A 23,930-nucleotide genomic window follows, 5' to 3' on the forward strand; every position below is an offset into this window, starting at 1 on the left:
TCCGGCCTTTTCTGGTTCTAAGCGATGGTAACAGAGGGCAAAACGCGCGTCAGTGGATCTCGACGCTGCGCGGCACATAGGACCCGTCAGTCTGTTCCTCAAAGATCTCTTCCACCTGCGGATGGCGCACGGGTTCTCCCGTCATGTCCGGCTCCAGATTCTGTTCGCTTACATAGGCGACATATTCCGTCTCCTCGTTTTCCGCGAGAAGATGATAAAAAGGCTGGTCGCGCACAGGCCGCACGTCCTCAGGAATGGCGTTCCACCATTCTTCCGTGTTGCTGAATGTCGGGTCAACATCGAAAATAACGCCCCTAAAGGGGTAAATCCGGTGCCGGACGACCTGACCAATTCTAAATTTTGCCGTTCGCATGGATACTTGTCCGCCTACTGCATGCAATGCCGGGATACCGTGTCAGCATCCTGCTTGCAAGCACTGTAAAGCAAAACACTATACAAGAGGCCTTGCGAAATTCTAAAACCTCTAGTGTGTGGCCGATTCGCCATCCTTGGCCTCAACCAGCTTAGCCAGATCAACAATCACCTTGGCCTGTTTCCAGGTGGCATCATCCTGCATCTTCCCGTCAATCATCACAGCACCCGTGCCATCGGGCATGGCATCAAGGATCTGCCGGGCAAAGGAAACTTCCTCCGGATCCGGCGAAAAGACCTTTTTGGCAATCGCGATCTGACTGGGGTGCAGCGACCAGGCCCCCAGACATCCCATCAGGAACGCGTTGCGGAACTGGCCTTCGCAGGCATCCGGATCGGAAAAATCTCCAAAGGGCCCATAAAACGGCTTGAGGCCGAAAGACAGGCAGGCATCAACCATCTTGCCAACCGTGTAGTGCCAGAGGTCCTGCTGGTAATGTGTCCGGGCGCCGGACCCGTCCGCATCAGACAGAACCGCATAGTCGGGATGACCACCGCCGACGCGGGTCGTTTTCATCCCCCGGGAGGCGGCCAGATCCGCCGGCCCGAGGCTCATGCCATGCATGCGCGGGCTGGCTCCTGCAATGGCCTCGACGTTCTTCACCCCTTCGGCAGTCTCCAGAATGGCATGAATAAGGATCGGTTTTGACAAACCCGCCCGGGCTTCCAACTGGGCCAGAAGCTGATCAAGATAGTGAATGTCCCAGGGACCTTCCACCTTGGGCAGCATGACAACATCCAGCTTGGCGCCAACAGCCCCGACAATCTCCTGAATGTCGTCCAGAAACCAGGGGCTATTCAGGCAATTGACGCGGGTCCAGAGCCCGGTTCCGCCAAAGTCGTTTTCCCGCGCCATCTGAATGAAGCCTTGCCTTGCATCGGTTTTGGCATCCGCGGGGATGGCGTCTTCCAGATTGCCAAGCAAAACATCCACCTGATCGATCAGCGCCGGCACTTTCGAACGCATCTTCTCAATATGCGGTGGAACGAAATGGATCATCCGCTCAAGCGCAACTGGTATCTCGCGAAAGGGCTCAGGAGCCCCAATGGCCAGGGGTTTGTAAAATGCGCTCGGGGTTTTCATGAAACTGCCTTCCTCCTCCAAAACAGGCCAGCAGGCCCGTTCTAGCTATAGCGCTTATGCTGCGCTGCAACCATCCCCCGATAGGCGAATGCGGAAATGGGCTGCCGTTCAGGAAAGGCGGCTACGGGACTTGGCGGCCTCTCTTTCGGCCTGCCGTCGGGCAATGCTCTTGCCGGGCGGGGCCCACTTCTTGTGGATCCACATCCATTGGTCCGGATGCTCGCTGATCCAACCCTCGAAAATCTCGTGAAAGCGGGCTGTCGCGACCCGGATGTCCTCTTGCCGGTCGTCTGTCTTCGGCACGGTTATTGCCTTGGCCTCCACCCGGAAATGCACTCCCGTTGTGCGCACCACACGGCCGACGACGATGGGCACATCGCAGGCCCTTGCAAGGGACGCTGGAAAGGCATTCGCATAGGCCATCTGGCCAAAGAAAGGCACCTGAATACCGCGGGCTTCCCGAAGGTCGCCCATCATGGCAACGACTCCGCCATTTTTAAGGGTCGCCAGGATTTTCCGGGCAGCTTCATGCCCCTTCGACAACAGCCCCCCCTGATAAAGGTCTTCACGCAACTCCCGCAGCGCCTTGTCCGCTTCCGGATTGCGCAAGGCCTGATAGACACCGGTTATCTTGACGCCGCGCTCAACGGCGGGCTGCACACACAATTCCCAATTGCCGCTGTGAAACGATACCATAAGGCAACCATGTTTGCCTGCCAAAACATCCGAGGTGACCGCATCCGGCACTGCTTCAAACCGGTGCGGCTGCTTCAAAAGCCGGTCAATATGGAAAGTTTCCGCCGTAACCCGCCCGAGATTGTCCCACATGCCGCGCACAACCGCCTCGCGTTCCTGCGCGCTCATGGACGGAAAAGCCAGTTCCAAATGCGCAAGTGCGCGCTTGTGACGGGCATTGAAGGGGGCAAACAGACGCCAGGCGCGCCCCATCAGAAAGGAGGCGACGTCAACAGGAATAAGCCGGAACAGAAAGATGGCTGTCTTAAGGGCAATGCCTTCCAGCCTGTTCTGAAACGCGAGGCGCTTTGGCTGCTGTAATTGTCTTTTTTTTCGCGTCATATCCCAACGGATGCTTTCAAAAACTGCGCACAAAGACCGGTTGTTGCGCTCCAAGGGAACGAGTGCGCCCACTTCCCCCCTTGCGGGACCCGTCCAGACCTGATTGGAATGCGAACCTGCTCAGTTGCTTCGCAAGACACGGGTCCCATATCCAAGCTCTCCGCGAGATGCAAGCATCTTGAGCTGGTCAAACCTCTTACTGACCATCACACGAGCTCTGGAAGTTGCATGCTGGACGTTATCTCTCTGGCTTTACCGTTTTTTGGAATGATCCTTTTAGGATTTGGCGCTGGAAAGCTGAAGGACCTGCCGGAATCCGGTCTGTCCTGGATGAATTTTTTCGTCGTCTATCTGGCATTGCCCGCCTTGTTTTTCCGGCTCTTGTCCGAAACCCCGTTTGAAGAATTGGCCAATGTGTCCTTCATTGCGGCCACCACCTTCACAACCTACATCGTATTCACGATTTCCTTTTGCATCGGAGTGATCGCCACCCGCGGCAGCATTGCAGAATCCACCATTTTAGGCATTGCCGGGGCATATTCGAATGTCGGCTATATGGGGCCAGGCCTGACGCTGGCGGTTCTGGGAGAACAAGCGACAGTCCCAACAGCCCTGATCCTGACGTTCGACAATGTGCTAATGTTCATTTTGGCGCCGTTGATGATGGCGCTTGCTGGGTCCAGAAATGCGTCTTTGTCCGCGACGTTCAAGCAGATCGCATTCAAGATCTTCACCCACCCGTTCATCCTTGCCACCATTGCCGGGGTCTCTGCGGCCGCCTTTCACCTGCGCCCGCCGGAGGCCATATCAACGCTGCTTCTATATCTGAGCAATGCGGCCGCGCCTTGTGCCCTCTTTGCCATGGGAGTGAATATTGCGCTGCGTCCCCTCGGACGCATCCCGGTGGAGCTGCCGATCGTGCTGAGCGTCAAACTGCTCCTGCATCCGATCCTGGTCTTCCTGCTGATGAGCTGGATCGGGGGCTTCGATCCGAACTGGATTGCAACGGCTGTGTTGATGTCGTGTCTGCCACCGGCCACCAACGTCTTCGTGCTCGCCCAGCAATATGGCACCTATATCCAGCGCGCTTCCAGCTTTGTGCTGATCGGAACGGCCGTCTCGATCGTCACCGTCACCGGCTTCATCTGGGCCATCACGACCGGCGTCCTGCCGATTCGCTAAAGGCCAACGGGCGGCCGTTAGCCGCCAGCGCCGAGGCGGGGAAGGGTCTGCCGCAACCCAGATCCCGGCGCCAGGCCCTCCCGCATCAGCAACCGGCGGAACGGCCCGACCCTGCCGGCCAGATACATGCCGGTGCTCCGCGCCAGTTGCACAGGCAGGAAGGGGGTCAAAAGCGACCGGTTCAATATGTCGACCCCGTTTGTCCTAACGCGTATATCGCGCCGGCGCTTGTCTTCATAAGATGCCAGAACGGCCGGGGCTCCGGGATCCAGATCCCTCGACCGGGCCCGGGCAACGACCTCCACCACATCCAGAATATCCCGGATCGAGAGGTTGAGACCCTGCGCACCGATTGGCGGGAACACGTGGGCCGTTTCCCCGATCAGGACCAGCCGGGGGGCGGACAGCTTTGTGGCCGTCAAACCCGATAGCGGAAAGCTCTGCACATCCGACGCCAGCTTAAAGGCGCCAAGGACCGAATGGGCGCGTCTTTCAAGATCACGTTCCAGATCTGCAGGTACCATCTCCATTATCTTGCGGGCGCCTTCCGCGCTTTCAACGCAGACAATTGAAGACTTGCGGCCGGGAAGGGGCACGAGGGTAAAAGGGCCCGTTGGTGTGTGGAATTCGGTAGAGATCTGCTGATGGGGCAGGCGGTGTTCGACATTCAACACCACCGCGACCTGGGGGTAGGACCAGGTGCGTACCTCAATGCCCGCCGCCGCCCGCAACACGGACTTCCGGCCGTCTGCTGCGATAGCCAGACGCGCTTTGACCACCTTGCCGGACGCCGTTGTGATTTCGGCAAAGTCCTGAAGATAACGCACGGACGCAGCCACATCGGTATGGATTGTCAAATTGGACTGGTGCGCGCTTTTTTCATCAAGAGCAGCATTCAGATCATTGTTCAAGATATTGAAACCAAACTCTTCAAGACCGAGTTCAGCCCCATCGAAAACAACTTCCGGCGCACGGAACAGACGCTGCGTGTCATCGATCATGCGCATCTTCTTCAGACTGGCTGTCTTTGCTTGCAGCCCGTCCCAGACACCAATTTCGTCAAGGAGCGCAATCGAATTTTGCCACAGGGCGGTTGTGCGCCCGTCAGTTTGCCCAACATCAGGCGCAACGAGACACACCGATGCGCCCAGTTGCGCCAGTTTCAAGGCTGCGATCCGTCCGGCCGGACCGCCCCCGACAACAACAATATCGTGGACGGTATCTTGGTTCTTCTTGGGCATGGCATTGACCTGAGTTGGGTGTATCCGTCAGAGACGTCTGTCCGGGAAAGTGCTCTTTTAGACCAGGAAATCAACGGGACCAAACCGCACAGGGGCGTCGTGGCGGAAAAACGGAGGGGATGCCCCGGTCCATGCGCCAGATCAAAGCCAGGCCTCAAAAAACATGCTTCGGTCTTGGCCTGCGCAGCACACCAGCCACGTCAGACAGACCAAAATGACTTTTGTTCCATCCGATTTTGAAAAGCCGGCCCCGCACCGGACACGCTCCGAAACAGCTCAGGCCTGGAGTTTTCTGCTCCTTTTGGCTGGCGCCCTGTCGGTTCTTGGATGGTCCTACCTGGCCGCGATGATCGCCGACATGATCCCGTCCATGGATATGGCAGAAGCCGGCCCGGGCATGGGCCTCTTCAACACCTTCAACCTGTTCAATGGGGTGCCAGCAGAGGCACGGGCAGCGCTGGCAAGCCTGTGCCTGCCCACCAGCGCGACATTCGGCATGCCGTCCCAGGCCATGACTGCCCTCGACCTTCTGAAGGTCTTCCTCATGTGGGGGATGATGTCGATTGCCATGATGGTGCCGACTGCGTTGCCCATGCTGCGCGCCTATTTCAAGGCACTCGTGGCAAACGGGAACCCGGGCAAACAGGCACTGCTGCCATCCGCCGCGGCTTTGATCGGATATCTGACGGTCTGGCTGGGGTATGCCCTGGCCGCAACCTGCGCCCAATGGGCGCTTCATAAGGCCGGCGGCCTGACAGACATGATGGCCCCGGCCAGCCTCGCGCTGACAACATCGGTCCTGTTCGCCGCCGGGCTCTACCAGTTCACGTCGGCAAAACGGGCCTGCCTTGCAAGATGCTGGTATCCGCGCTGGGTCTTTGCCCCCTCAGAAGACAGGACACCTGCCTCAGCCGGATATGCCGAAGGCCTCGTGCAGGGCTGGGCCTGTCTCGGCTGCTGCTGGGCGGTCATGACGGTCATGTTTGCTGTTGGTCTGATGAATGTGCTCTGGATCGCGATCCTTGGCCTGATCATGGCCTTCGAAAAGGCGCTTCCAAGCCGGGCCCTGCCGCTGGCGATCGGTATCTTTCTTCTGCTCTGGTCCGGATTTCTGGCCGCATCGATCTATTTCTGATCAAGACACCCTGTTTTCTTGCTGAATCACAAGAGGGGCTGTTTTTTAGGTTCACACTGTCATACGTTTGCAATATTAGTCCCCCTGCGCGGCAGCATGAAGCTTAGGCGGGGAAAAGCACATTTTGCTTGAAACCGGACACGAATACGACCTGCGCCGTGTTCTTTGAGTGTGAGGATACCTCGTGACGGACATTACCCCGGGCAAAACAGCGCCCGAACCCGCTCTGTTTCTGATCCATGTCCTTACGGCATCCGGCGCACCGATAGCGCTGGTCGCTCTCCTGGCGGGGGCTCAAGGAAATTGGGCTGAGATGTTCGCCTGGCTCGGCCTTGCCTTTTTTGTCGATGGAATTGACGGTCCGCTCGCCCGCCGTTTTAACATTGCCGAACGCCTGCCACGATGGTCTGGCGCCTCACTCGATTTTGTCATCGACTATGCCACCTATGTTTTCCTGCCGGCCTTTGCCCTGTCTTGGAGCCTGATGCTGACACAGCCCTGGAACTGGATCTGCGGCGGTCTGGTCGTCTTCACCGGCGCGCTTTATTTCGCCGATAACGGCATGAAAACCCCGGACGGATCATTCAAGGGCTTTCCGGCTGGCTGGAACCTGGTTGTTTTCGGGCTGATGGTGATCTCCCCGTCCGAAGCCTTCACCATTGCGGCTGTCCTGCTCTGCTGTGCCTTGACCTTTGCCCCCGTGCGCTTTGTGCATCCGGTGCGTGTGCGCCGCTGGCGGATGGTAACGCTACCGGTCACCTTGCTGTGGATGGGCCTTGCAGCGCTGGCGATTGTCAACGGCATGGTGCTTAGCGGCCCGTTGACGCTTCTGTTTACCCTGGCCAGCCTCTACCTCTTTTCGGTCTCTGCGGTCCAGCAGCTCATTGACCGGGTGGATTGAGGCGGACCGCTTTTTCTCAACATCAGATTTTAGGCACGGGGCTATTCGCCGCGGTCTGAACTTATTACTGTTCGGCAACGCTCTGGAGCCTGCGCCGCTCCAAAGATATCGATAGGTCACAAATAGAGGCAAAAAGCCTCCTGGAGGTTGGAATGATTCAGGCAATCTGTGTGCATGAGACGGGTGGCCCTGGCGTGATGCGCTGGGAACAGATTGAGGTCGGGCAGCCGGGCCCGGGAGAAGCGCGCATCCGCCACACGGCCATTGGCCTGAACTTTATCGACACCTATTTCCGCTCCGGGCTTTACCCGTCCCCGTCCGGCACGCCATTCACGCCGGGCAATGAAGGGGCGGGGATTGTTCAGACCGTGGGCGAGGGCGTTGACCATATCGCCCCCGGAGACAGGGTTGCCTATGTGGGCCCACTTGGGGCCTATGCCCACGAGCGGCTCGTGCCTGCGGACCGCCTGGTGAAAGTCCCGGATGGCATCGATGACAAAACCGCCGCAGCCATGATGCTGAAGGGCATGACTGCCCAGTATCTTCTGCGCCAGACCTACAAGGTCGGCCCCGAAACAACCCTTTTGTTTCATGCTGCAGCAGGCGGCGTCGGCCTGATCGCCGGGCAATGGGCTGCCCATCTGGGAGCAACGGTGATCGGTACAGCAGGCTCTGAGGAAAAGATCGCGCTTGCCAAGGCCCATGGCTACCAGCACATGATCAACTACCGGACAGAGAACTTCGCCGACCGGGTCACGGAAATCACGGGCGGTAAGGGCTGTGACGTGGTCTATGACTCGGTCGGCAAGGACACCTATCCGGGATCTCTGGATTGCCTGAAACCGCGTGGCCTGTGGGTCAGTTTCGGCCAGTCCTCCGGCCCGATCGAGGATTTTAATCTTGGGCTCTTGGCCCAGAAGGGCTCTTTGTTCGCAACACGTCCGAGCCTTTTTTCCTATGCGGGAACCCGAGAGGAACTTGAGGCCTGCGCGCAGGACCTATTTGACGTTGTTCAAAAGGGCGTTGTTAAGATCGGGATCAATCAGGAATACCGGCTCGCGAATGCCGTTCAGGCCCATGAGGACCTGGAAGGCAGACGCACCACCGGAACAACTGTTTTGGTCCCCTAAAGGCCCGAAGGACCATGCTCTCGGCCCGCGTTCAGGACCTGTCACGCAATCTCTACAGCCCGGCCATGCGGTATTTCATGGCTGCGGCCCGGGCCGGGTCGATCCGCGCGGCTTCGCGCGAGCTGAATGTGGCGTCCTCGGCGGTCAACCGTCAGATCCTATGGCTGGAAGAAGCGCTCGGCCTACAGCTCTTCGACCGGGTCGGACGCCGCATCCGCCTGTCCCAGGCCGGAGAGCTTCTGCTTGCCCATGTCCGGCGGACCTATTCGGACTTTGAAGGAACGGTTGCCGAACTTGACGCCCTGAAGGGCCTCAGGCGCGGCACCGTTTCGATCGCGGCCGTTGAAAGTGTCTCCGAAAAGCTGCTGCCCGCCGTGATCAGCGACTTCCGTAAAAGCTACCCAGGCATCCATGTCAATGTGACAATTGCTTCGGCGCAGGAGGCTGCCGCCAAGGTTGAGGCTGCCGAAGCCGATGTGGGCTTCACCTTTGATCCCCCGGAGACGTCAGCGCTGACGATAGCCTTTCAGCACGACCTCGTCATCGGCGCCCTGATGCGGCCCGATCACCCGCTGGCGGAGGCAAAGACGCTGAGCCTTGCCGACTGTCTGAAATACCCGGTGGCGCTGCCCTCGGAAGGCCTGTCCCTGCGCACCCGGCTTGACCTGGTGCGCGACCGAATACCGGGCGTGTCGAGAACCTATGTGGAAGCCAACTCCCTCCGGTTGATGCGCGCCCTGGCGCGGGAACAGGATGTCATCGGGTTTCAAACCCAGATCGGCTGCGAAGAGGACATTGCCACAAAGGCCCTGATCTTCAAGCCCTTGAACGATGCGCCGCTGCAGGCGGACAGACTGTGTGTCGTGACCTCTTCGTTGCGGGCGCTTGCCCTGGTGCCGGCCATGTTTTTCGACCACGCAGTGCTCGCCCTGAAAGACCACTTGCCTTGAATTGATGCCAAAATGGCAACATAACGACCGCAAATGAACGCTTTGGTTCTCGGCCGTTTTAAGGCACATTTTTCATGACAAGATGCAGCCAGGCGCTGCGTGAGGGAGATACTTGATGGGGCGTTTGACGACGCATGTACTGGACACTGCTCTCGGAAAGCCTGCACAGGGCCTGAAGATCGAGCTATGGGCCTTTACGGAAGAGCCGGCCTTACTGGCCACACACAAGACGAATGACGACGGCCGGGTCGACGGCCCTTTGCTGGAGGGCCAGGCCTTTCTGACCGGCACCTATGAATTGCGCTTTTTTGCCGGAGACTATCTCAAGATGACGGGGCAGGATCTGCCCGAGCCCCTGTTTCTGGACATCGTTCCGGTCCGCTTCGGCATTGCTCAGGCGGATAGCCATTACCACGTGCCTCTGCTTTTGTCGCCATTTGGCTATTCCACCTACCGGGGGAGCTGATTGATGCGCGACACGATCCGATTTTTGAAAGCTGGCCAGATCGTTGAACTGGAGTCTGTCGGCCCAACGGAAACCCTGCTGGATTACCTGCGTCTCCGGCGTGGCGAAACCGGAACCAAGGAGGGCTGCGGCGAAGGCGACTGCGGCGCCTGTACGGTTGCCCTGGGGCGGCTGATCGACGGCAAGCTGGTCTACCAGCCGGTCAACAGCTGCATCTTGCTTCTCGGCATGATCGATGGTGCGGAACTTGTCACCGTGGAAGATCTTGTTCAGGACGAGCGGCTGCATCCGGTTCAGGCGGCCATGGTGGATCTCCATGGCTCTCAATGCGGCTTTTGCACCCCCGGCTTCATCATGAGCCTGTTCACGCTCTACCATGCCGAAGGGGTCGAAAAGTCCCGCCGGGTGGTGACAGAATGGCTTGCAGGAAACCTGTGCCGCTGCACCGGCTACCGGCCCATCGTGGATGCCGCGATCCAGTCGTGCTTTGACATTGCCGATGATGCCTTTTCCTGGCGCTCTAACGAAACCCGGGAAAAGCTGCAACAATTGGCCGACAGCCGGGACATTTTCATCGGCACAGGCGACAGCTTCTTTTCTGCTCCGGCAACGCTGGACGGATTGGCAGCACTCTATGGACAGAACTCCGGAGCCACACTCGTGGCCGGTGCGACCGATGTGGGCCTATGGATCACCAAACATCTCAAGGACCTGCCCAAAACCATCTGGCTCGGGCGCATTGAAGGTCTTGACCGGGTGGAGGAAAGCCCGTCCGGTGTCCTGATGGGGGCAACAGCCACCTATGCCACAACGGAAGCCGCCATGTCCCGGCTGTCGCCCGACCTCGGCGACTTGTGGAAACGCATCGGATCCAAACAGGTCCGGGCCTCTGGCACCATTGGCGGGAATATCGCGAACGGGTCTCCGATCGGCGACACGCCGCCCGCTCTGATCGCCCTTGGAGCCACTCTGGAGCTTCAGGCACTTGATGGCTCACGCGCACTGCCGCTTGAAGACTTCTTCGTGGCCTATGGCCAGCAGGACCGCAGGGAGGGGGAATTCGTGACCGGGCTGTTCGTGCCGCGCCTCGCCGCGAACCAGGCCTTCCGCTGCTACAAGATTTCCAAACGCTTTGATCAAGACATTTCAGCGGTCATGGGTGCCTTCAAGATGACCCTTGAAGATGGCACCATCGTTGCTGCCCGCATTGCCTATGGCGGCATGGCAGGAACCCCTATGCGCGCAGCCCATGCGGAAAGAGCCTTGACCGGGGCAAGTCTGGAAGACCCCGCCACCTGGGGCGCGGCCATGCAGGCGCTTCTGTCCGATTTCAGACCATTAACCGACATGCGGGCCAGCGCGGAATACCGGATGGAAACCGCACGGGCCCTGCTGGCAAAGGCGCTGATGGAGATCAGCGGCACAGCGCCTGAAGATGTCCGTGTCCTGAAACAGCGGGGGGCAGGCCATGACCGCGCCGCTTGAGCCTGCTGTCACTGAGACCGCGTTGAAAGACCCGCCATTGAAACATGTGCGCAAGGCGCTGCCCCATGACAGCGCGGCAAAACATGTCACGGGCACGGCAACTTATATCGACGATATTGTGGAACCGTCCGGCACGCTTCATGTGGTGCCGGGCTGGGCCCGCAACGCTGTGCGCGGGGAAATCCGCTCGCTGGATCTTGAAGACGTCAAGGCAACGCCCGGCGTCGTGGCCGTTCTGACAAGCGCCGATATTCCCGGCACCAATGACTGTTCGTCAGCCTTCGGAGATGACCCTGTTCTGGCTGAGAACGAGATCCTCTTTTTCGGTCAGGTCATGTTCGCTGTTGTGGCATCCTCCCGCGAAACCGCCCGTAAGGCAGCCTTGAAAGCCCGGATCGATGTTACGGCGCTGACGCCGATTTTGACCGCTGAGGATGCGGCAGCCTCAGACACGACGGTCCTGCCGGATTACCAATTCCGGCGCGGATCGCCGGAAACCGGACTGCAGGCGTCCGAAGAGGTTCTGAGCGGCAGCTTGCAGATCGGGGGCCAGGAACATTTCTATCTCGAAGGGCAGGTCGCCATGGCCATCCCCCAGGAAGATGGCGGCATGCTCGTGCATTCCTCCACACAGCACCCGACCGAGATACAACACACGGTCGCCAAGGTCCTTGGGGTGCCGGATGCCGCCGTGACGGCGGAAGTGCGCCGGATGGGCGGTGGCTTTGGCGGCAAGGAATCCCAGGCCAACCAATGGGCGGCCTTGGCGTCTCTTGCCGCGCGCAAGACCGGCAAGGCCTGCAAGCTGCGCCTTGACCGGGACGACGACATGATCATGACCGGCAAACGGCATGATTTCAGGGTCAATTGGAAGATCGGCCATGACGGTACGGGCAAAATCCGGGCGGTAGACATGGAGTTTCTGGCAAGATGCGGCTACTCCGCAGACCTGTCTCTGGGCGTCAATGACAGAACCATGTTCCACGCCGATTCCAGCTATTTCTACCCCGATGCCCTGATCCGCTCGCGGCGCCTGCGCACCGATACCTGTTCCAACACGGCCTTCCGTGGCTTCGGCGGCCCGCAAGGCATGCTGGCCGCAGAGCGGATGATCGATGCACTCGCCATACGCCTTGGCCGGGATCCGCTTGAGATCCGGAAACTGAATTTCTACGACGGGGAACACAACACCACGCCCTATGGTATGCCGGTTGAGGAATATGAGGTCATGCATGATCTCATCTCCAAACTGGAAACACGTTCAAACTACTGGGCCCGCCGGGAGGAGGTGGCTGCCTTCAACGCCTCCAGCGCAGTGCTCAAGAAAGGCTTGGCGCTGACGCCGGTCAAATTCGGCATTTCCTTCACGCTCAAACACCTGAACCAGGCCGGCGCGCTGGTGCATCTCTATACGGATGGCTCGGTTCACCTGAACCATGGCGGCACGGAAATGGGGCAGGGGCTGTATCAGAAGGTGGCCCAGGTCGTGGCCGAAGAATTCGGCGTTACTCTGGACAAGGTCAAAATCACGGCGACCAACACGTCGAAAGTGCCCAACACCGGCCCGACGGCCGCCTCTTCCGGCACCGATCTCAATGCCATGGCGGCCAAACGTGCCGCCGGTGAAATCAAGGGCCGCCTGATTTCCTTCCTGTGCGAACAGCACCAGTGCAGCGCCGATGTCATTCATTTCGGCGACAACAAAGTGCTGGTCGGAGAGAAGAGCTACACTCTTCCGGAAATCGCCAAACAGGCCCATATGGCACGCATCCAGCTCTCCCATGCCGGGTTCTATGCAACACCCGGCATCACCTGGGACCGGGACAGTGTCAGTGGCCGTCCGTTCTACTATTTCGCCTTTGGCGGTGCCTGCGCTGAAGTCACCATCGACACCATGACCGGTGAAATGACAGTGGACCGGGTAGATATCCTGCATGATGTTGGCCATTCCCTGAATCCGGCCATCGATCTTGGCCAGATCGAAGGCGGCTTTGTTCAGGGCATGGGGTGGCTGACGACGGAAGAACTGGTCTGGGATGAAAACGGCCGTCTGCGCACCCACGCACCGTCCACCTACAAGATCCCGGCGGCCTCCGACGTTCCGGACGATTTCACCGTTGAGCTTTATGAAGGCGACGGCAACCCCCAAGACACTGTCTACCGCTCCAAGGCGGTTGGCGAGCCGCCAGTCATGCTGGCAAATTCCGTCTTTTGCGCCATCACCGATGCCATCGCCAGCCTGAGGCCCGGAACGGTTCCGGCTCTGGACGCACCGGCAACGCCGGAAGCCATCATGCGGGCAGTTCAGGATATGCGCCGGAGACGGGAGGCCTGATGGCGGTTTGGGGTCACATTGCCGGATGCCTGGCCAAGGGGAGGGCCTGCGCCCTGGTGACCATCGTTGACGTTGATGGATCAACGCCCCGGAAAGCGGGAGCCCGCATGGTTGTGCGCCCGGATGGCGGGTTTTTCGGCACCATTGGCGGTGGCACCTTGGAATTTGAATCCATAAGAAAGGCCACAGCCGCTGCTGCAAAGGCTCAGCCAGGCCTTGATCTGCACTCCGTTTCACTCGGGCCGGATCTTGGCCAGTGCTGCGGCGGACGGGCGCGTATCGCAATTGAGGTCCTGACAGCCGATGCCCTTGAAAGCGCCCAGCTTTTCGCAGAACGTGAAGCATTGGGAACGCGTTTCGGAACCGTTACCGATCTGGTTGACGGGGTCCCCGCAGCTCGCGGTTTGTCAGAGACAGCTCCGGACCGTGCCTTTGCCCCGTTACGATCACCGGACGGCACGTTGATCCAGCTGTTGCAGCGTTTTGGGGAGGACCGCCAGCCTCTGGTCCTGTTCGGCGCCGGTCATGTGGGCAAGGCCCTGATCCTGGCCCTGGCGCCGCTGCCCTTTACCGTAACCTGGATCGACAGCCGGGCAGAGCAGTTTCCAGGACCGGTGCCCGCCAATGTCACCAAATGCTGCGTCGAAACACCCGCCAAAGCGCTGGACCGCGCCCCGGACGGCGCCTTTGTTCTGGCCATGACCCATTCCCACGCGCTGGATGAGGACATCATGGCGGCCGCATTGCTGTCGCAGCGCTTTGCCTATTGCGGCGTCATCGGGTCAAGAACCAAGAGGGCCCGTTTTCTGAAACGGCTGAAAACCCGGGGCCTGGACGAGACCCTGGTATCCTCCATGGCGTGCCCCGTTGGCAGACCCAGCATCCGGTCAAAGCATCCGGCCGCCATTGCTGCCGGTATCGCCTGTGATCTTCTAGAGCGCAGCGAAGCCGCTCATCAACAAGCCGTTGCGCCATCGGGGGTTGCACAAACATAACTCATGGTCAATAAGGCGGCATCCGCTCGGGGGACAGGTATTGGACACAGACGTTTCAGAACAGGCCGATAGCAGCATATCACCCGCGAGGGCCGCAGGCGAAGCCCTGCTTGAGGCTAAGGGGCTGACCAAACGGTTTGGCGACATTCTGGCCAATGACACGGTGGATCTTGTGATCAACAAGGGCGAAATCCACGCGCTTTTGGGGGAAAATGGCGCCGGAAAGTCCACTCTTGTCAAAATGTTCTACGGCTCCCTGGAGCCTGACGCGGGAAAGATTTCCTGGGCTGGCCGTGCAGCCGAAATCCCCAACCCGGCCGCCGCACGGGATCTTGGCATCGGTATGGTGTTCCAGCATTTCTCGCTGTTTGAAGCCCTGAGTGTTGTCGAAAACATTGCCCTTGCCCTGCCAAATCCGGGCAAGATGAGCAATCTGGCCAGGAGGGTCGAAGCTGTCTCGCGGGACTATGGGCTGCCGCTCAACCCCACCGACATCGTGGCCGATCTGCCGGTCGGCATACGCCAGCGGATCGAGATTGTGCGCTGCCTGCTGCAGGAGCCCCGCCTGGTCATCATGGACGAACCGACCTCGGTTCTGACACCACAAGAAGCCGATCAGCTGTTTCTGACCTTGCAGCGTCTGGCTTCCGAAGGCTGCGCGGTGCTTTACATCAGCCACCGGCTGGAGGAAGTGCAGCGTATCTGCCACCATGCAACGATCCTGCGCCATGGCCAGGTGGTCAGCGAATGCGATCCGGCCAAAGAAACGCCCGCAACGCTGGCCAGCATGATGGTGGGCGCCGAAATTGCCTCGGTCAGTTCCAGGGACACCGCCCCTAATCCCGGCGGAACCCGGCTTTCCCTGCAGGGATTGGGCGCACCGGCGGCTACGCCCTTCGCCACACCGCTCACGAATATCTGCCTTGACCTGAAGGCCGGGGAGGTCGTCGCAGTCGCGGGAGTCGCGGGCAATGGCCAGGGCGAACTGTTTGACGCCATTTCCGGGGAAATGCCGGTCGCATCCAACATGATCCATCTGGACGGATCCGCCTGTGGCAAAAAATCCGTAACCTGGCGCCGTCAGAACAATGCAGCCTTCGTGCCGGAAGAGCGGCTCGGCCACGGTGCGGTGCCGGGCATGAAACTCTCCCACAACGTTGTTCTGACCCGCCACAGCACCGGCGACGGCCTCAAGACCGGCGGCTTTGTGTCCGCCAGCCAAGCAGCCAAACTGGAGCAGCGGATTAAGCAGGCCTATGACGTGCGCATGTCGCATAGCGATCCGGAGGCACGGTCCCTGTCGGGCGGCAATCTGCAGAAATTTGTTGTCGGCAGGGAACTGGACCGCAAGCCCGGTGTTCTTGTGGTCAACCAGCCGACCTGGGGCGTGGATGCGGGGGCGGCCGCCTTGATCCGGCAGGCCCTGATCGATCTGGCCCGCTCCGGGTCTGCCGTTCTTGTGATCAGTCAGGATCTGGACGAAATTTTCGAGATTGCGGACCGGATTGCCGTGATTTCGCGTGGATACCTGTCGGAGGCCGAACCTGCCTCCGGCATGACCCGTGAACGGGTGGGCCTGTTGATGGCCGGGGGCGCAGAAGCCCAAGAGGAGGTGGCCTGATGCGCCTGGAACTGGTCAAACGCAAGGAACACAGCCGCCTGATGACGCTCCTGTCGCCGCTGATCGCAGTTGCGCTGACCGCCCTGGCTGCTGCAATCATTTTCTTAATATCCGGCAACAATCCATTGATTGGACTTTATAAATTCTTTTTTGAACCTTTGACGCAAGCGTGGTCCCTTGAGGCGACCATCGACAAGGCAACCCCCTTGATCCTTATCGCTTGCGGACTGTCCGTCTGCTATCTCTCCAACAACTGGAACATTGGCGCGGAAGGCCAGTTTGTTGTCGGGGCCCTGTTCGGATCGGTACTACCGATCCTGTTTCCCTCCTTTGAAAACGCTGCAACCTTGCCACTGATGCTGGTCTTCGGTGCTCTTGGTGGCGCGCTCTGGGCGCTGATCCCGGCCTATTTGAAAATCCGCTTCAATACGAACGAGATCCTGACAAGCCTGATGCTGGTCTATGTGGCCGGTTTGCTTCTGGACTATCTGGTGCGCGGTCCCTGGCGGGATCCCGGCGGATATAATTTTCCAGAATCCCGGCTCTTTTCCAATGCCGCTACGCTGCCGGATCTCTTTGGCGGCGCCGTGAGCCTGTCGGCCCTGGTGACTGTCAGTGTCGTGATTGTGCTAGCGGTGGTGCTGGCCAGGACCCTTAAAGGGTTCGAAATCCGCGTCATGGGCGAGAGCCCCAGAGCCGGCAGCTTTGCAGGCTTCTCCGCCAAGCGCCTGACCCTGTTTTCCTTTGCGCTTGCAGGTGCTCTGGCGGGTCTTGCCGGCACAATGGAAGTCTCCGGCGCGCTGAACCAGCTGCTACCGACGATTTCACCCGGCTATGGCTTCACGGCAATTATCGTTGCCTTTCTGGGACGCCTCAATCCCGTCGGCATTCTGATTGCCGGATTCGTGCTCGCCCTGTCTTATATTGGCGGGGAGGGGGTGCAATCCTCCATGGGGGTGTCCAACGAGATCGCCAGCGTCATTCAGGGCCTGCTGCTGTTTTTCGTGCTTGCCTGCGATACGCTCATTTTGTACCGCATCCGTTTCGTGCATCGGCGCGCGCAGTCCGGGGAGGCCACCCATGCTTGAAGCTGTTTTGCTGACGGTCATCACCGCCGCAACACCGCTCCTGATCGCCGCCATCGGGGAACTGGTGGTCGAACGGTCCGGTGTTCTCAATCTGGGCGTGGAAGGCATGATGATCATGGGCGCCGTGATCGGTTTTGCCGTCGCCAACCAGACCGGCTCCGGCACACTGGGGATCGTGGCGGCCATTGCAGCGGGTATGGCAATGTCTGCACTGTTCGGCTTTCTTGTTCTGGTGCTGGTGGCCAACCAGGTCGCAACCGGCCTTGCCCTGACAATCCTGGGCATTGGCCTGTCCGGGATGATCGGCGAGGCTTTTATCGGGGTGCCGGGCCTCAAACTACCGGATCTTTATATTCCTGGCCTGTCTGAACTTCCCTTTGTCGGCCCGGTCCTGTTCCAGCAGGACGTCATTGTCTATATCAGTTTTCTACTGGTCGCCCTGGTCGCCTATGGCCTGTTCCGTACGCGCCTTGGTCTGGTGCTGCGTGCGGTTGGCGACAACCATGGCTCTGCCCATGCACTTGGCTATTCAGTCATCAGCATCCGCTTTGCGGCCATCCTGTTCGGCGGCGCCTGCGCAGGACTGGCCGGAGCCTATCTTTCGCTGGCCTATACCCCTCAATGGGTGGAAAACATGACCGCCGGACGGGGCTGGATTGCGCTCGCCCTGGTCGTGTTTTCCTCCTGGCTGCCGCTGAGGGTCGTGATTGGTGCCTATCTGTTCGGCGCCGTCAGCGTGCTCAATCTCCATGCCCAGGCCCTGGAATTCGACATTCCCTCGCAACTGTTGTCGAGCTTGCCCTATCTTGCAACAATTCTAGTTCTTGTGCTGATTTCCGCAAACCGCAGACTGACGCTCGTGAATACACCCGCCTGTCTTGGCAAGCCCTTTGTACCTGACCGGTAAAAGCCCGCCTTCCGGTCCGGCCGGCTTCCAGAGGCGATCCTGGAGCGGCTCGAATTGAAGATCGCAAAAGAAAGACTGAACAACAGGGGAAACCAAATGAAGTCACTCTTGAAAGCAACCGCCGCCGCCTTGGCCTTTGCCGCTGCAGGGTCTGCGGCCCACGCAGCCGATGTGAAGGCCTGTTTCATTTATGTCGGTCCGGTCGGCGATTTCGGCTGGTCCTATCAGCATGACCAGGGCCGCCTTGATGTGGAGAAACACTTTGGCGACAAGGTCGAGACCGCCTATCTGGAATCCGTGCCGGAAGGGCCGGATGCCGAGCGGGCGATCGAGCGCTTTGCCCGCGAAGGCTGCAACATCATCTTCACCACTTCGTTTGGCTATATGAACCCGACGCTCAAGGTCGCAAAGAAGTTCCCGGACGTGAAATTTGAGCATGCGACCGGCTACAAGACAGCCAAGAATGTCGCGACCTACAACTCGAAATTCCATCAGGGCCGCTATATCATCGGCCAGATCGCCGCCAAACAGTCCAAGACTGGTGTTGCGGGCTATATCGGCTCTTTCCCGATCCCGGAAGTGGTCTCCGGCATCAATGCCTTCCTCCTGGGCGCTCAATCCGTCAATCCGGATTTCAAGGTCAAGGTTGTGTGGGTGAATTCCTGGTTTGATCCGGGCAAGGAAGCGGACGCGGCCAAGGCCCTCATCGATCAAGGCGCGGATATCATTTCCCAGCATACGGATTCCACAGCACCGCTTCAGGTGGCTCAGGAACGCGGCGTTCATGGGTTTGGCCAAGCGTCCGACATGATCAACTTCGCCAAGGATGCACAATATACAGCCATCATCGACGACTGGGGCCCCTATTACATCGAGCGCGTGCAGGAAGTGATCGACGGCACCTGGGAATCAAAGAGCACCTGGGCAGGTCTTGCTGAAGGCCACGTGGTCATGGCGCCTTACACGAACCTTCCGGCCGACGTCGTGGAAATGGCCAAGGCCACCGAAGCCAAGATCAAGGACGGCTGGGAGCCTTTCACCGGCCCAATCACCAAGCAAGACGGCACCGTGGCCGCTGAAGACGGCGTTACGCTGGACGATGGCGCAATCCTTGGAATGAACTGGTACGTTCAGGGCATCGACGACAAGCTGCCTGAATAAGCAGGTCACCGGTATGCGAGACCGGCCCGGCAACCGTTGCCGGGCCGGTCATAACTTTGAACGACAAAAGCCATTTGGCAGCAATTGGATGGCTTGCAAAGATAAGTAGAAAATCATATTTCTTCAAAGCGATAAATTTATTACACTCTTTGCATCACTTAGAAGCCACTCATTTCAAATTTGCGCGCGGTCTTGTGAAAGGGACACGCAGCATCCGTAACAGGATCATAGGTTGTGTTTGACAAAATCCCGGCAGTCCAAGCCACGCTGGCTGTTTTGTTGCTCACCCTCATAAGTGCACAGTACCAAGCACAGGCCCAGGATCTGGACAAGATTGTCCTGACCGTTTCCGGCAAACTCAAACAGGCCCATCCGATTGACTTGTCTCTCCGCATGCTGGAGCAGATGCCTCACAAAACGATTGTGACAACGACCCCTTGGCAAGACGGTCCCATTAGCTTTGAAGGCGTGCCCCTGGACGAGTTGATGCATCAGGCCGGAGCGGAAGGCACCGAGGCGGAATTCATCGCGCTCAACAACTATCGGTCCGTCCTGCCGATCCAGGACTTTAGTGCATTTGGTCCGATCCTTGCCTACAAGATGAATGGCTCTTACATGAAGATCCGGGACAAGGGGCCGCTCTTTGTCATTTACCCCTTTGATGACCGGCCCGAGCTGAAGACAGAGATCTATTTTTCCAGGTCTGTCTGGCAGGTCCGCTCAATCGTGATCGAGTGAAGCGACCATGAAACTTCGGCTTCATCCCTGGCACATGGTGTTTCTGGCCAGTTTTACGGTCACCATTTTAGTGTTCTGGACCTATTTTTACACGTCCTTCAGCCAGGACCGCACCCACAAACACTCGCTCGAATATGACACGGTCTGGTCGGCCGCCAACGGACGGAACGAATTCTCTAGATTTGCCGCTTCTGCCGCACGCTATCATCTCACCGGTGCACAGCGCGATCTGGAAGAGGCCGAGATCAACTATGAGATCCTGCTCGGGCGGTTGAATACCTGGGGATCCGGCGGCTTCAAAAGCCTGATTGCCAATTCGGACGGGCTGAACCGGGAATTCGAGGCGTTGAAAGGCGCTGTTGCTTCTCTGGCCCCCATCGCCGAGACCCTCAAACAGGGGGATTCGGACGCCTTTGAGCAAACCATGCGCGGCATCCGCGACAAGGTAGATGTGATTGCCGGACGCTCCTATCAAACCAGTGTAGAGCGTTTTTCCGCAGAGCGACGGACGATCCGGGATCAACTGATCACAGAAAAGCGTTTTGTGTTTGCGTTGCTGGTGCTGGCTACAGCCCTGATGGCGGTCATCATGCGCCAGAACTGGGGGCTAAGGCACGCCAATGACCGGATTGCGGGAGATGCGGAACGCCTGTCTTATGTGGCCAAACACGATGCCCTAACGGATATTGCCAACCGCTGCCTAGTCGAAGACCGGCTTAGGGAAGCCACCGATACCCTCGCGGACAGCGAGGTCCTTGTGGCGATCGCACTCGACCTGGACGGTTTCAAGACAATCAACGACACACTCGGCCATTCCGGCGGCGATGCGCTGCTCATTGCCCTGTCCAAGCGGCTGGTGGCCTTTACTCAGTCTCTTGCCGGTCACAACCTGGCCGCACGGGTCGGCGGCGATGAATTCCTGATCCTGCTTCGTTGCGCGAAAGTAGATCTGGCCCTGGAAGACACGATTGTTGCGCTTACCGAACTGTTCGCCAACTCGATTGAGACGCGGATCGGAAGTTTTCTCGTGGGCACCTCTATCGGCTATGCAACGGCCCACACAAGAGACGAGATCGGCAATGTTGTGCTCAACGCGGATCTGGCCCTGACACAGGCCAAGGCCGCCGGACGCGGCTCGGCCATCGCCTTTTCCGGCCCCATGCGGACCCAAATGGAACGCCGGCTGCGGATTGAACGCGATTTACCTGCAGCTCTCGAATGTGGCGACATCGAACCGCACTACCAGCTTCAATACAACATGATCACCGGTCAGCCGGTGGGGCTTGAAGCGCTGGCCCGATGGCATCATTTCGAGCTCGGCCCGATCTCTCCGGTCGAATTCATCCCGATTGCCGAAGCCAGCGGAGACATTCTGGCGCTTGGGCGTCTTATGCTGAAGAGCGCCTGCCGGGATGCGGCACTGCTGCCATCCGATATCAGCGTCGCGGTCAATTTTTCCATGATCCAGTTTCTCAATGACGACATGATCGATCTGGTCAAATCCGTCCTTGAAGAGAGCGGGCTGGCACCCCACCGGCTGAAACTGGAGGTCACCGAAAGCATCATCATGCGCAATGTCAAGACTGTATCCGAGATCCTGTCGCAGCTGCAGGCCCTCGGGGTCAGGATTTCGCTGGATGATTTTGGTACGGGCTATTCCGCCCTAAGCTACCTGTGCACCTTGAGTTGGGACGAAATCAAGATCGACCGGTCCTTTGTCCGGGCCTGCGAGGAATCGGCCAAAGCCGTCAACATTATCGGCGTCATGCAATCCATGGCGAACAAAATGCAGGCGGAACTGGTCGTGGAGGGGCTTGAGACCCCGGAACAGGTTCTTCTGTTCAAGAAGCTTGGCTGCCTCTACGGGCAGGGGTTCCATTTTAACCGGCCAAGTCCCTTCCAGGATCTGAGCGAGACCCTGGAAGCCGCAAATTCAAACAAGACAGGCACAGCTCCAGAGCCCGAACCAGCGCTTTCCTGAGAACTCGACGCGCTCGAAACCGGCGCTTTGGGCGGATACCGCCCCAATGGGCCCTCAAACGACACAGGTATGGCTTGTCAGATCAGCGCCGGGACGCTTTGCGCACCCCTTTCTGAAGCTTTGACAGGACAAACGCCGCACATGCAGCCCCCGCCAGAAGCATGGCTCCATGAAAGGGCGAGGAAACAAGGTGCTGGACTGCGGCAGCCCAGCCGGTCAGATGCTCATGGGAACCAGCATGGGCAAAGGCGGGCGTTGACACTGCTGTCAGCGCCAGAAAGCTGAAAAGCCTTATCATTCGTCGATATCTCCTGCTTTGAGACGGGTTGCCAAAATCTCGATCAGATCGACATCGAGCCGTTCTGTCAGCGATACATAAGTGAATGTCATAGTTTCGCGCTCGCTCACCATGGTTCCCGGGAAGGGCATATAAACGAGTTCCCGGGATGCAAAGGCTGGCGACGCTGTGCCGATCTGCCAGTTCGAACTGATCCCGGCATCCACCAGATGCTGGATCAGGCCATCAGATCCGGGCCGGTGAAACGGCACCCCGGCAAGGCGCAGATAGCTTGTCTTGTCGGACGCTGAGCGGAAGCCGTCGATAAAGCTCGTTGCAAGGGCCTGCAGTTCATCCGCCCGTTCCGCGTCCGAGGCCCCATGAACATGGGAATGGAGATGATCCGGCCCCGCGTGATTGTGGCCATGCAGATGCATGTGGGGATCGTCATGAGGATGCGTATGGCTGTGGCTGTGGCTGTGAGGATGGTCGCTCATGGGATCACACAACCTCCGGACCGGCGGGAATGGTCACCGGTTTGTCGAGAATTGCCTTATGCGAACCCATCTTGCCATGGGAGACCAGCGTTCCGAGCACATCCACAATCACACGGGTGGCCAGAAGGGCGGTGATGTCCGAACAGTCGTAGGGCGGCGAGACTTCCACAACTTCCAGCCCGCAGATCCCTTCCTTGGCCACCAGCGAGACCAGCTCCAGGGCTTCGCGGGGCAGGAAGCCGCCCGGTTCCGGCCAGCCGGTTCCCGGAACAAACCCGCAGTCGACGCTGTCGATATCAAAGGAAATATAGACCGCATCCGCGTCTTTCCAGGCCAGCTCAAGCGCCCTGGCCGCCGTTTCAGCAAGGCCAAGCTCTTCCACATCGCGCATTGTGAAGATATTGGTGTTGCGCTCGCGGGCGACTTCCACCCCTTCACGCGGCACCTGCCAGCCGCCAATGCCGATCTGCACCAAATTGACCGCAGGAACATTGACCAGATCGGTCGCATGGAACCACGGGGTCGTGTGCATCCGCTCATCCAGATCCTTTTCCTGAATGTCGATATGCCGGTCGAAATGCACAATCCCGATCCGTTTCGAGGTGCATTGTGCGATGCCGCGCACACAGGGAAACCCAATGGAATGGTCGCCGCCGATCATGATCGGCAGCGCGCCGGAAGACGCCACATGGGAAACGGCCCTTGTGATCTGATCAAAGGTCTTCTCGATATTGGCAGGGATCGTGAAAATATCGCCGACATCGCAGAGCGTCATCTGCTCGCGCAGATCCACCCCCATTTCATAGTTATAGGGCGTATAAAGCGCGGAAATCTTGCGCACCCCTTGTGGCCCGAAGCGGGTGCCGGGCCGGTAAGTCGTGCCCCCGTCAAAGGGAATTCCGATGATTGCCGCATCATAGGCCCCGACTTGGGTCACATCTTCCACGTAAGGCGCCTTCAAAAAGGTGTTGATGCCGGCATAATGCGGCAACTCCCCGCGGGCAAAAGTCGGAATGGACTTGTCGGTGAGGCTGTCAGAACCGGTCAGCCCCATCCGGAGCGCCCAGGCTTTTTCCTTCTCCCAGGCAGCGGAGGGCAGGGCGCCTTCCTTTTCGGCGGCCTTCCAGCCCCTGAGTTGCAGCTTGTCGAAATCCGGATGGTGCTGGCGCCGGGAATGGCCCCTGCCGGTTGAACCTGCGGCCCTGTGCCCGGTGGCGCGGCCAAATCGATCGAAAATGTCCATGGTC

22 protein-coding genes are annotated in these 23,930 nt (G+C 59.0%); 15 read left to right on the top strand and 7 right to left on the bottom strand.

What is annotated here, in order from left to right:
- Positions 1 to 49: 49 nt before the first annotated feature.
- The 3 genes from hspQ to ACXAH0_RS22370 form a co-directional block, all read right to left on the bottom strand.
- A complete protein-coding gene (hspQ, locus tag ACXAH0_RS22360) occupies positions 50 to 373 on the bottom strand; it encodes a heat shock protein HspQ (protein WP_475195155.1) in 324 nt (107 codons plus the stop codon).
- Between the two features lie 111 nt (positions 374 to 484).
- Positions 485 to 1,516, bottom strand: a complete 1,032-nt coding sequence (locus ACXAH0_RS22365) for an HpcH/HpaI aldolase/citrate lyase family protein (RefSeq protein WP_475195158.1) — start codon at positions 1,514 to 1,516, stop codon at positions 485 to 487.
- Between the two features lie 108 nt (positions 1,517 to 1,624).
- Positions 1,625 to 2,593: a lysophospholipid acyltransferase family protein gene (locus tag ACXAH0_RS22370; protein ID WP_475195161.1), complete on the bottom strand. Its 969-nt coding sequence runs from the start codon at positions 2,591 to 2,593 to the stop codon at positions 1,625 to 1,627.
- A gap of 228 nt (positions 2,594 to 2,821) precedes the next feature.
- Here ACXAH0_RS22370 and ACXAH0_RS22375 point away from each other — a divergent pair, with 228 nt between their 5' ends.
- The gene (locus tag ACXAH0_RS22375) at positions 2,822 to 3,775 is read left to right on the top strand and encodes an AEC family transporter (RefSeq protein WP_475184618.1); all 954 of its coding nucleotides are present in this window, start codon (positions 2,822 to 2,824) and stop codon (positions 3,773 to 3,775) included.
- Positions 3,776 to 3,792: 17 nt separating this feature from the next.
- Here ACXAH0_RS22375 and ACXAH0_RS22380 read toward each other — a convergent pair whose 3' ends face one another.
- A complete protein-coding gene (locus ACXAH0_RS22380; protein WP_475195163.1) occupies positions 3,793 to 5,016 on the bottom strand; it encodes a UbiH/UbiF family hydroxylase in 1,224 nt (407 codons plus the stop codon).
- A 214-nt stretch (positions 5,017 to 5,230) separates the two neighbouring features.
- Here ACXAH0_RS22380 and ACXAH0_RS22385 point away from each other — a divergent pair, with 214 nt between their 5' ends.
- The 14 genes from ACXAH0_RS22385 to ACXAH0_RS22450 all read left to right on the top strand — a co-directional run bounded on the left by ACXAH0_RS22385 (position 5,231) and on the right by ACXAH0_RS22450 (position 21,909).
- On the top strand, positions 5,231 to 6,151 hold the full coding sequence (locus tag ACXAH0_RS22385) for a DUF2182 domain-containing protein (RefSeq protein WP_475195166.1): 921 nt from the start codon (positions 5,231 to 5,233) through the stop codon (positions 6,149 to 6,151).
- 184 nt (positions 6,152 to 6,335) lie between these two features.
- The gene (locus ACXAH0_RS22390; RefSeq protein WP_475184604.1) at positions 6,336 to 7,052 is read left to right on the top strand and encodes a CDP-alcohol phosphatidyltransferase family protein; all 717 of its coding nucleotides are present in this window, start codon (positions 6,336 to 6,338) and stop codon (positions 7,050 to 7,052) included.
- Between the two features lie 152 nt (positions 7,053 to 7,204).
- Positions 7,205 to 8,182: a quinone oxidoreductase family protein gene (locus tag ACXAH0_RS22395; RefSeq protein WP_475195168.1), complete on the top strand. Its 978-nt coding sequence runs from the start codon at positions 7,205 to 7,207 to the stop codon at positions 8,180 to 8,182.
- Positions 8,183 to 8,196: 14 nt separating this feature from the next.
- Complete coding sequence (locus ACXAH0_RS22400; protein ID WP_475195170.1) at positions 8,197 to 9,132, top strand: LysR family transcriptional regulator; 936 nt, start codon at positions 8,197 to 8,199, stop codon at positions 9,130 to 9,132.
- Positions 9,133 to 9,247: 115 nt separating this feature from the next.
- Positions 9,248 to 9,598, top strand: a complete 351-nt coding sequence (uraH, locus tag ACXAH0_RS22405; protein WP_475195173.1) for a hydroxyisourate hydrolase — start codon at positions 9,248 to 9,250, stop codon at positions 9,596 to 9,598.
- Positions 9,599 to 9,601: 3 nt separating this feature from the next.
- Positions 9,602 to 11,083: a xanthine dehydrogenase small subunit gene (gene xdhA, locus ACXAH0_RS22410; protein ID WP_475195175.1), complete on the top strand. Its 1,482-nt coding sequence runs from the start codon at positions 9,602 to 9,604 to the stop codon at positions 11,081 to 11,083.
- On the top strand, positions 11,067 to 13,418 hold the full coding sequence (gene xdhB, locus ACXAH0_RS22415) for a xanthine dehydrogenase molybdopterin binding subunit (protein ID WP_475184576.1): 2,352 nt from the start codon (positions 11,067 to 11,069) through the stop codon (positions 13,416 to 13,418). The genes xdhA and xdhB overlap by 17 nt, the downstream gene beginning before the upstream one ends.
- A complete protein-coding gene (xdhC, locus tag ACXAH0_RS22420) occupies positions 13,418 to 14,413 on the top strand; it encodes a xanthine dehydrogenase accessory protein XdhC (protein ID WP_475195178.1) in 996 nt (331 codons plus the stop codon). The genes xdhB and xdhC overlap by 1 nt, the downstream gene beginning before the upstream one ends.
- A 76-nt stretch (positions 14,414 to 14,489) precedes the next feature.
- On the top strand, positions 14,490 to 16,034 hold the full coding sequence (locus tag ACXAH0_RS22425; RefSeq protein ID WP_475195210.1) for an ABC transporter ATP-binding protein: 1,545 nt from the start codon (positions 14,490 to 14,492) through the stop codon (positions 16,032 to 16,034).
- Complete coding sequence (locus ACXAH0_RS22430) at positions 16,034 to 17,122, top strand: ABC transporter permease (RefSeq protein WP_475195181.1); 1,089 nt, start codon at positions 16,034 to 16,036, stop codon at positions 17,120 to 17,122. Before ACXAH0_RS22425 ends, ACXAH0_RS22430 begins: the two co-directional genes overlap by 1 nt.
- Positions 17,115 to 18,029: an ABC transporter permease gene (locus ACXAH0_RS22435; protein WP_475195182.1), complete on the top strand. Its 915-nt coding sequence runs from the start codon at positions 17,115 to 17,117 to the stop codon at positions 18,027 to 18,029. Before ACXAH0_RS22430 ends, ACXAH0_RS22435 begins: the two co-directional genes overlap by 8 nt.
- Before the next feature lie 96 nt (positions 18,030 to 18,125).
- A complete protein-coding gene (locus ACXAH0_RS22440; RefSeq protein ID WP_475184562.1) occupies positions 18,126 to 19,190 on the top strand; it encodes a BMP family ABC transporter substrate-binding protein in 1,065 nt (354 codons plus the stop codon).
- A gap of 234 nt (positions 19,191 to 19,424) precedes the next feature.
- Positions 19,425 to 19,928, top strand: coding sequence for a putative pterin-binding protein (locus ACXAH0_RS22445; RefSeq protein ID WP_475184556.1), 504 nt, complete (start codon positions 19,425 to 19,427; stop codon positions 19,926 to 19,928).
- A 7-nt stretch (positions 19,929 to 19,935) separates the two neighbouring features.
- Positions 19,936 to 21,909 (top strand): putative bifunctional diguanylate cyclase/phosphodiesterase, encoded by a 1,974-nt coding sequence (locus ACXAH0_RS22450; protein WP_475195184.1) that lies wholly within the window; start codon positions 19,936 to 19,938, stop codon positions 21,907 to 21,909.
- Between the two features lie 82 nt (positions 21,910 to 21,991).
- On the opposite strand, the gene ACXAH0_RS22455 is transcribed toward ACXAH0_RS22450, so the two are convergent.
- The 3 genes from ACXAH0_RS22455 to ACXAH0_RS22465 are packed head-to-tail and all read right to left on the bottom strand — an operon-like array spanning position 21,992 to position 23,926.
- Positions 21,992 to 22,207: a hypothetical protein gene (locus tag ACXAH0_RS22455; protein ID WP_475184547.1), complete on the bottom strand. Its 216-nt coding sequence runs from the start codon at positions 22,205 to 22,207 to the stop codon at positions 21,992 to 21,994.
- Complete coding sequence (locus tag ACXAH0_RS22460; RefSeq protein ID WP_475195186.1) at positions 22,204 to 22,683, bottom strand: hypothetical protein; 480 nt, start codon at positions 22,681 to 22,683, stop codon at positions 22,204 to 22,206. Before ACXAH0_RS22460 ends, ACXAH0_RS22455 begins: the two co-directional genes overlap by 4 nt.
- A 4-nt stretch (positions 22,684 to 22,687) precedes the next feature.
- A complete protein-coding gene (locus ACXAH0_RS22465) occupies positions 22,688 to 23,926 on the bottom strand; it encodes an agmatinase family protein (protein ID WP_475195188.1) in 1,239 nt (412 codons plus the stop codon).
- Positions 23,927 to 23,930 lie beyond the last annotated feature (4 nt).

The sequence above is a fragment of the Roseibium sp. AWQ4_290 genome, from assembly GCF_056160985.1.